8 protein-coding genes are annotated in these 7,106 nt (G+C 68.8%); 4 read left to right on the forward strand and 4 right to left on the reverse strand.

The genetic code is table 11. From position 1 onward, the window contains the following. Positions 1-92: 92 nt before the first annotated feature. The gene (locus tag JMF90_RS16640; RefSeq protein ID WP_011548173.1) at positions 93-1,745 is read right to left on the reverse strand and encodes a DUF3459 domain-containing protein; all 1,653 of its coding nucleotides are present in this window, start codon (positions 1,743-1,745) and stop codon (positions 93-95) included. 315 nt (positions 1,746-2,060) lie between these two features. Between JMF90_RS16640 and JMF90_RS16645 the strand changes: the two genes are divergently transcribed. Together JMF90_RS16645 and JMF90_RS16650 are read left to right on the forward strand one after the other, a co-directional pair. After that, complete coding sequence (locus JMF90_RS16645) at positions 2,061-2,768, forward strand: class I SAM-dependent methyltransferase (RefSeq protein ID WP_011548174.1); 708 nt, start codon at positions 2,061-2,063, stop codon at positions 2,766-2,768. Positions 2,769-2,865: 97 nt separating this feature from the next. Continuing rightward, positions 2,866-3,534: a glutathione S-transferase gene (locus JMF90_RS16650; RefSeq protein ID WP_027808988.1), complete on the forward strand. Its 669-nt coding sequence runs from the start codon at positions 2,866-2,868 to the stop codon at positions 3,532-3,534. 6 nt (positions 3,535-3,540) lie between these two features. On the opposite strand, the gene JMF90_RS16655 is transcribed toward JMF90_RS16650, so the two are convergent. Continuing rightward, positions 3,541-4,194, reverse strand: coding sequence for a DUF1345 domain-containing protein (locus tag JMF90_RS16655; protein WP_011548176.1), 654 nt, complete (start codon positions 4,192-4,194; stop codon positions 3,541-3,543). A gap of 133 nt (positions 4,195-4,327) precedes the next feature. On the opposite strand from JMF90_RS16655, the gene JMF90_RS16660 reads away from it, so the two are divergent. Then, complete coding sequence (locus JMF90_RS16660; RefSeq protein ID WP_011548177.1) at positions 4,328-5,059, forward strand: metallophosphoesterase; 732 nt, start codon at positions 4,328-4,330, stop codon at positions 5,057-5,059. 60 nt (positions 5,060-5,119) lie between these two features. Here JMF90_RS16660 and JMF90_RS16665 read toward each other — a convergent pair whose 3' ends face one another. Both JMF90_RS16665 and JMF90_RS16670 read right to left on the reverse strand, forming a co-directional pair. Next, positions 5,120-5,821: an RES family NAD+ phosphorylase gene (locus tag JMF90_RS16665; protein WP_011548178.1), complete on the reverse strand. Its 702-nt coding sequence runs from the start codon at positions 5,819-5,821 to the stop codon at positions 5,120-5,122. Next, entirely contained in the window at positions 5,818-6,237 is a 420-nt protein-coding gene (locus JMF90_RS16670; RefSeq protein WP_011548179.1) for an MbcA/ParS/Xre antitoxin family protein, read from the reverse strand. The genes JMF90_RS16665 and JMF90_RS16670 overlap by 4 nt, the downstream gene beginning before the upstream one ends. Before the next feature lie 234 nt (positions 6,238-6,471). Between JMF90_RS16670 and JMF90_RS16675 the strand changes: the two genes are divergently transcribed. Then, positions 6,472-7,106, forward strand: a 635-nt coding sequence (locus JMF90_RS16675) for a transporter substrate-binding domain-containing protein (protein ID WP_201325238.1), incomplete at its 3' end; no start/stop codon positions are given.

Raw genomic sequence — 7,106 nt, forward strand, 5'->3', positions numbered from 1 at the left:
GCATACGCGGGTTCTGGTAATTCGGTGCTTTCCGGCAGGCGGCCGGCTGCGTACGACCGCGGCCGGCCGCACTGCTTCACGCGTTCACCGGCTCATGCGTTCAGGTTCGGACGCATGCCGCGCCACGAACCGTCGTCGAGGCGACGCACGTCGTGCGTCAGCGCGTAGCGATTGACGTCGCCGGTCAGCCACGCGACGAGCGAATACGGCGGCAATTCCCCTTCATCGACCCGGTCGCGAGCGCGCGCCGGCGTCTCGAACACCACCCGCCCGCCCGGTGCATCGAACGGCACCGCATCCGGCGACAGGTTCAACGCGATCGTCAACGTCTCGTCGTCGGCGAGCCGCCATGACGCGCACAGCGCGTCGGCATCGCCGTCGCCGTCCGCCTTCAGCGCATGGGCTGCCTGCGGCCGGCAATCGGACAGCCGCGGCGCGATCAGCTTCGCGCGCACCGCGAGCGCCGACTGCACGAAATGCGCGCGATCGATGTCGCGCGCAGTCTCGTCGAAGATCAGCGGGATCTGCGGCGTGAGCAGCGACAGCGCGAGCGCGGCCAGACCGGCCGCCTGCCCGGGATCGCCGGGGCCGCCGTCGCGCCATGCGCCATCGGACAGCACGAGCGACGTCAGCGACAGTCCACCGTCGGCGCCCATCCCGTCAGACGACGCGGCCGGCTGGTACGCCGCGCCGGCCGCGGTCAGCGCGCGGGCGAGCGTGTGGATCGACTGGTGCGCGGAAATGCCTTCATGCGCCGACGGGTCACGCCCCGTGAGCCGGTGCAGCGCACGTTCGCCGCAGCCGTTCCACTGCGCGTCGAAATGGGTATCGGCCAGATGCGCCGGATGCCGCTCGCTGCCGAGCACGAGGTGGATCAGCCGGTCGGCCGGCACGGCGGCGCGCACGCGATCCGCGATCTCGCGCAGCCACGACACGCCGATCCGGTCGGCTTCGCGCAGGCGCAGCCCGTCGCAACGGTATTCATCGATCCAGTACAGCGCGTTGTCGCAGAAGAAATCGCAGACTTCCGGATGATCGAGCGCGAGCGGCGCGGCCTGCAGCGGATCGTCGCGCGTATGGAAGAACGGCCCCGCATAGTGGCGCAGCGCGTCGGTGCCGCTGCCGAAGCGCGCGTAGTCGAGCTCCAGCAGCACCGCGAGACCGTAGCCGTGCGCGGCGTCGATCAGCGCCTTCAGCTCGTCGGGGCCGCCTTCGGCCGCGAGCGGCGCGAACGGCAGGCTGTCGTGCGGCGACGCGAGCAGCTCCAGCGCGGTCACACCGAGGCGCGCGAGCTGCGGCAGGCGGCGGCGCACGGCGTCGAAGCCGCCCACCGCGTGCGGGCGGATCGCGTAGAGCGCGACGTCCTCCCATGCGCGCCCGTGCCAGAACGTATTGCGCCACGTGAACGCGCGCGGATCGACGACCTCGCTCGGCCCGTTGAGCCCCTCGGGTTGCGAACGCGACGCGGGATCGGGAATCGACACGGTATCGTCGAGACGATAGCGGTAACGTGCGCCCGCGCCGCAGTCGACGAACACTTCGAACCAGTTCGGGCCGGCGCTCGTCATCGGCACCAGCATCGGGCCGTAGCCGGTATTCAGTTCGAGCTGGACGTGGGTGCTGCCGGGCGCCCACACGCGGAAATGCGTGCGCGGCGTCGTGCTGAGCGCGCCGCAGGGCTGCGCGCCAAACGGCAAACAATGGATGTAGTGCTGCGCGTACGGATCATGCGGACAATCGGACATCATGCGCTCCTCGTGCGTACCGAGCGGCATGGCCGCGCCACTGGCGCAGCGCATCGGGGCCCGGCATGCGACGGCCAGGCGGGGGGAGAGAAACGAGTATGCGCCGGATTCGCCACCGCGATGCGGTGTGGTCAGACATTTTTAAATGCGAATCGACCCCGGGAAACCGCCGCCGGAAACGAAGCGGCATGCGCCCGCGAGTCGGGTAGTCGGCATACCGGAATGATTGCCCGTCTTGTTGCGCCGGCCGCGCGCACATACGCTGCGCGTCATGCTCGCGGACACGTCGTCCGCTCCCGTCAAAAGGAACCCGCCATGTCGCTTCCCGCCAGCGCCGCGAAATTCGATCCGTCACGCGCGCACGAATACGCCGAACAATCGCGCATCGCGCTCGCCGGCTACGATGCCTGTCACGAACTCGCCGCCTGCATGCTCGCGTCGGCGATCGGTGCGACCGATGCCCGGATTCTCGTGGCCGGCGCGGGCGGCACGGGGCAGGAAATCTGCGTAGCAGCCGCGCTCGAACCGGGCTGGCAATTCACGGCCGTCGACCCGTCCGCGCCGATGCTCGCGCTCGCGCGCTCGAATGTCGAAGCCGCGGGTTTCGGCGCGCGTACCGCGTTCGTCGAGGATGGCGTCGACGCGTTGCCCGATGCGCCCGCGTTCGACGGCGCGACGCTGATCGGCGTGCTGCATCACGTGCCGGGCGACGACGCGAAAGCCGCGCTGCTGCATGCGATCGCGCGGCGACTGAAGCCCGGCGCGCCGCTCGTGCTCGCCGGCAACCATCGCCGCTACGCGGACCACCCGCGCCTGCTCGACGCCTGGCAGCAGCGCTGGCGCATGAAGGGCGCCACGTCCGACGCCGTGCGCGCGCAACTCGCGAAGATCCTGCAGGGCGCCGATCCGCCCGCGTCCGAGGAAGCCGTGTTCGCGCTGCTGCGCGACGCGGGCTTCGATGCGCCGCTGCGTTTTTTCGCGAGCCTGTTCTGGGGCGCGTGGATCGCGGTGCGGCGCGCTTGACGATTCGAAGCGGCCCGCCACGGCGCGCACCACACGATTCGCGAATGCGCCGCGCGCGCTCGGTATGATGGCGTTCCCGCCCCCTTCCGGCCTCGACATGCTCACCGTCCATCACCTGAACAACTCGCGTTCGCAGCGCGTGCTCTGGCTGCTCGAAGAACTGGATGTGCCGTACGAGATCGTGCGCTACGAACGCGATCCGAAAACGATGCTCGCGCCGGCCGAATTGCGCGCGATCCATCCGCTCGGCAAGTCGCCTGTCGTGACCGACGACGGCCGCACCTTCGCCGAATCGGGCGCGATCATCGAATACCTGGTCGAACGCTACGGCAACGGGCGCCTCGCGCCGCCGCCCGGCTCGCCCGAGCGGCACGACTACACGTACTGGCTGCACTACGCGGAAGGGTCGGCGATGCCGCCGCTGCTGCTCAAGCTCGTCGCGCTGCGGATCGCGCATGCGCCGATGCCGTTCTTCGCGCGGCCGATCGCACGCAAGATCGCCGCGACGCTGCAGTCGGGTTTCGTCGATCCGCAGATCGACCTGCATCTCGGCCACGTCGACGGTGCGCTGGCGCGCAGCGGCTGGTTCGTCGGCGACGGCTTCAGCGCGGCCGACATCCAGATGAGCTTTCCGCTCGAAGCCGCGACCGCGCGCGGCGGTGGCAGCCGGTATCCGGCGATCGCGCGCTTTCTCGACACGATCCATGCGCGGCCCGCGTACCAGCGCGCGCTGGAGCGCGGCGGCCGGTACGACCTGCTCAAGTAACCGGCGTCAGCTCAGCAGCCCCGCCGCGACGTTGATCGACAAGCCGAGCACGGCCATGTTGAAGTAGAACGACAGGATCGACTGCGCGAGCACCGAGCGCCGCGCGGAGCGGTTCGCGAGCGACACGTCGGCCGTCTGCGACGCGACCGCGAGCGTGAACGCGAAATACAGGAAATCCCAGTAATCGGGCTCCGGGTTCCGGTCGGGGAAACGGAGCGCGCGATCGTTGCTCGGCGAGCCGTAATAGAGCCGCGCATAGTGCAGCGTGAAGATCGTCGGGATCAGGAACCACGCGCCGAACAGCGTCGCGCCCGTGATCGCGTAGTGGCTGAGCCCCGCGCTGAAGCCGACGCTCTTGGCGGTCGCGAGTTCGATCGCGATCGCCGCCACGCTCGCGACGGTCGCGAGGCACACGACGGTCAGCACGGTCGTCGCGTTTTCGTCCTCGCGGACCGCGACTTCGCGCACCTTGTGATGATGCGCGGTCACCATGCGCACCCACATCAGCACGAGGTACAGCCAGACCGCGCAATCCCAGCCGATCAGCGCCCGCGCGGTCGGGCGCAGCGGAAACGGCAGCAGCACCGCGCACAGCACGCCGGCGACGAACGCCGCGACCATGCGCGGCCGGTTGCGTAATACCTGCGGATAAAGCGTCATCGTGTGATTCCGAAAGCGGATGGAAAGGGTTCGGCCGGTGCGCGGGAAAGCCGCCGCGCCGGCGGGTAACGCGCCCCGATTATCGCCATTCCGTCGTGACGTGGCGATGGGCACGAGCGCCTAAGATAAGGGGATGACCGCCACCGCCCTGCTCTGCCGCCATCCCGCGAACCCGGCCGGCCGCGACTTCGTCGTCGGCGACCTGCACGGCTGCGTGGACGTGCTGCGCGCGCTGCTGCACGACGTCCGCTTCGATCCGGCCCGCGACCGGCTGTTCTCGGTCGGCGATCTCGTGGACCGCGGCCCGGCCTCCGAAACCGCGCTGGACCTGCTCGACCGGCCGTGGTGCCACGTCGTGCGAGGCAATCACGAGGAAGTGCTGAGCCTCGTCGCACGCGGCAAGCTGCCGCCCGACGCGTGGCGCGGGATCGGCGGCGACTGGGGCGCCGACCTGCCGCCGGAACGGCTGCACGCGCATGCGGCACGCGTTGACGCGCTGCCGCTCGTGCGCGTGATCGGCGACGGCCCGGCGCGCTTCAACGTGCTGCATGCGGAATTCTTCGGCTCGGATGCGGAGCTCGATACCGGCAGCTATCCGCACGACGTGCGCGAGCGGCTGATCTGGGGCCGCGATCTGATCCAGGGGCTCGCCGATCCGGCGCGGCAGGCCGGACTGTCGCTGACCTGCACGGGGCACACGCCGGTGCGTGAACCGCAACGGATCGGCGCGCAATGGTTCATCGACACGGGTGCGTTCGCGCCGGCCGGGCGCCTCACGCTCGCCGAGCCGCGCACCGGCCGCACGTGGTCGATGACGCAGGCCGAGGCGCGCGAACGCCACGCGGGCGACTGGCCGCTGCCGTGACGGGCCGGTCGGTGTCCGCTCCGCGCAATGCAACGCCCGCCGCGCCCGGCCAAGCAAACGCTAGCCGACCTGATTCAGTTCGAACACCGCATCGACGGCCGAGCCGTTCCAGTTGTATTCGAGATAGGCCGCATGCTGGCAGTCGCGCAGCAGCGTCGTGCGGAATGCGGCGAGACATTCGCCGCGCGGGTCGCGCACCGACGGATAGACGATCCCCGCGCCGCCCGCCTGGCGCACCGCGCGGCCGAATGCCTGCCCCGCGCTGTAGTCGACCGGGTCCAGCAACGCGGGATCGCGCTGCGGCCACGTGCGCACGTCGGCAACGTCGCCGTGCGCGAGCACGGTATAGAGCCGCATCTGCTGGCGCATCGGCGGCTCCTTGGTCGCGGCGAGGAACAGCCCGCTGTGATAGCGCGTTTCCGCGATCGCCGTATCGCGCGAGCGCGTGCAGTAGAACACGCCGTAGCTGCCGTCCGAAAAGCGGCTACCCAGCGGATTCAGGTGCGTGAACGCGGCCATGATCGGCCCCCAGCCCTGCCCGTAGCGGCGCTCGGCGGGCGGCACGAGCTCGAGCGTGCCGACTTCGTTGCGGATGCGGTCGTTGGTCAGCGATTCGAGCGCGTAGAGCGCGTCGAAATCGTCCGCCGACGCGACGCGGTCGAACAGGTTGATGGCCGGAAAACGGGTGGGAATCACGCGATAGGCGGGCGCCCAGTCGACGGTGGTCGTGGGCCACCGGGTGACTTCGATCGGTGTCGTCACGCCCAGCCACCCCGCATCGCATCGAGATATTGCCGCACGGCCACCAGGTCGCCGACGTTGCCGGCCAGCATCCGGTCGAGCGCGCGCTTGCCGCCGAACGGCGCCGCATCGTTGGGCCGCTTGACCCAAGCATCGGCCGCAGCGGGCTGCGGCAGCAGGATCTGCAAGCCCTTGTAGATACCGAGCAAGAGCGACAGCCGCTCGAGCGTATCGCGCGGCAGGCGCGCCGATTCCGGCGCGGCCTTCCACTTGAAGAACGTCGAGCGGCCGGGCGACCCGAGCAGCACGATCTGCTCGTCGATCGTCAGTTCCCAGTCGCGCGCGATGTTGAAAAACGCACGCAGGCCGGCCGCCGACATCTGCGCGACCGAAGCGTGCGGCAAGGCGGAATGCGATTCATAGGCGGGCTGTGACATGACGGTTAGTCTCGAAACGAATTTACTAACAAGATTAGTCCATTCTCGTATTTTTGCAAGGGTCGCACCCAACGATCGTCAAGCCCGTCCGACAAATCGATATTTTTTGTCCATTCTGGACTCTTATTTTATTTTCTGCCTTAATGGCCGGGCGGACACCGCGTCACGGCGCGGGTCGTGTCCGTGGAGACCATGTCGCACGGAAACCGGATGCACCATGCCAAGGAACGCACCATGAAGAGACTGATTGCCGCTGTTTCGATCGCCCTGCTCGCGGTATCCGCAGGCCCCGCCGTCGCGAAGGACTGGACCACGATCCGCTTCGGCACCGACGCCAGCTACGCGCCGTTCGAATCGAAGGCGCCGGACGGCAAGCTCGTCGGCTTCGACATCGACCTCGGCAACGAGATCTGCGCGCGCCTGAAGGCCAAATGCGTGTGGCTCGAGAACGATTTCGACGGGATGATTCCGGCGCTGAAGGCGAAGAAGTTCGACGCGGTGCTGTCGTCGATGTCGATCACGCCGCAGCGCGCGCAGCAGATCGGCTTCACGACGAAGATCTACAACCAGCCGACGCGGCTCGTCGTGAAGAAGGGCTCGTCGCTGCTGCCGACCGCCGCATCGCTGAAGGGCAAATCGATCGGCGTCGAGCAGGGCACGACGCAGGAAACGTATGCGAAGGCGTACTGGGGCAAGCAAGGCGCGAACGTCGTGTCGTACCAGAACCAGGACGGCGTGTATGCCGACCTGATCGCCGGCCGCCTCGACGCGGCCCTCCAGGATGAAGTGCAGGCCGCGATCGGGTTCCTGAAATCGCCGCGCGGCGCGAACTACACGTTCGTCGGGCCCGAGCTCGTCGACGAAAAGGT

The sequence above is a fragment of the Burkholderia sp. E168m23 genome (assembly GCF_016586125.1).
Taxonomy (GTDB): domain Bacteria; phylum Pseudomonadota; class Gammaproteobacteria; order Burkholderiales; family Burkholderiaceae; genus Burkholderia; species Burkholderia orbicola.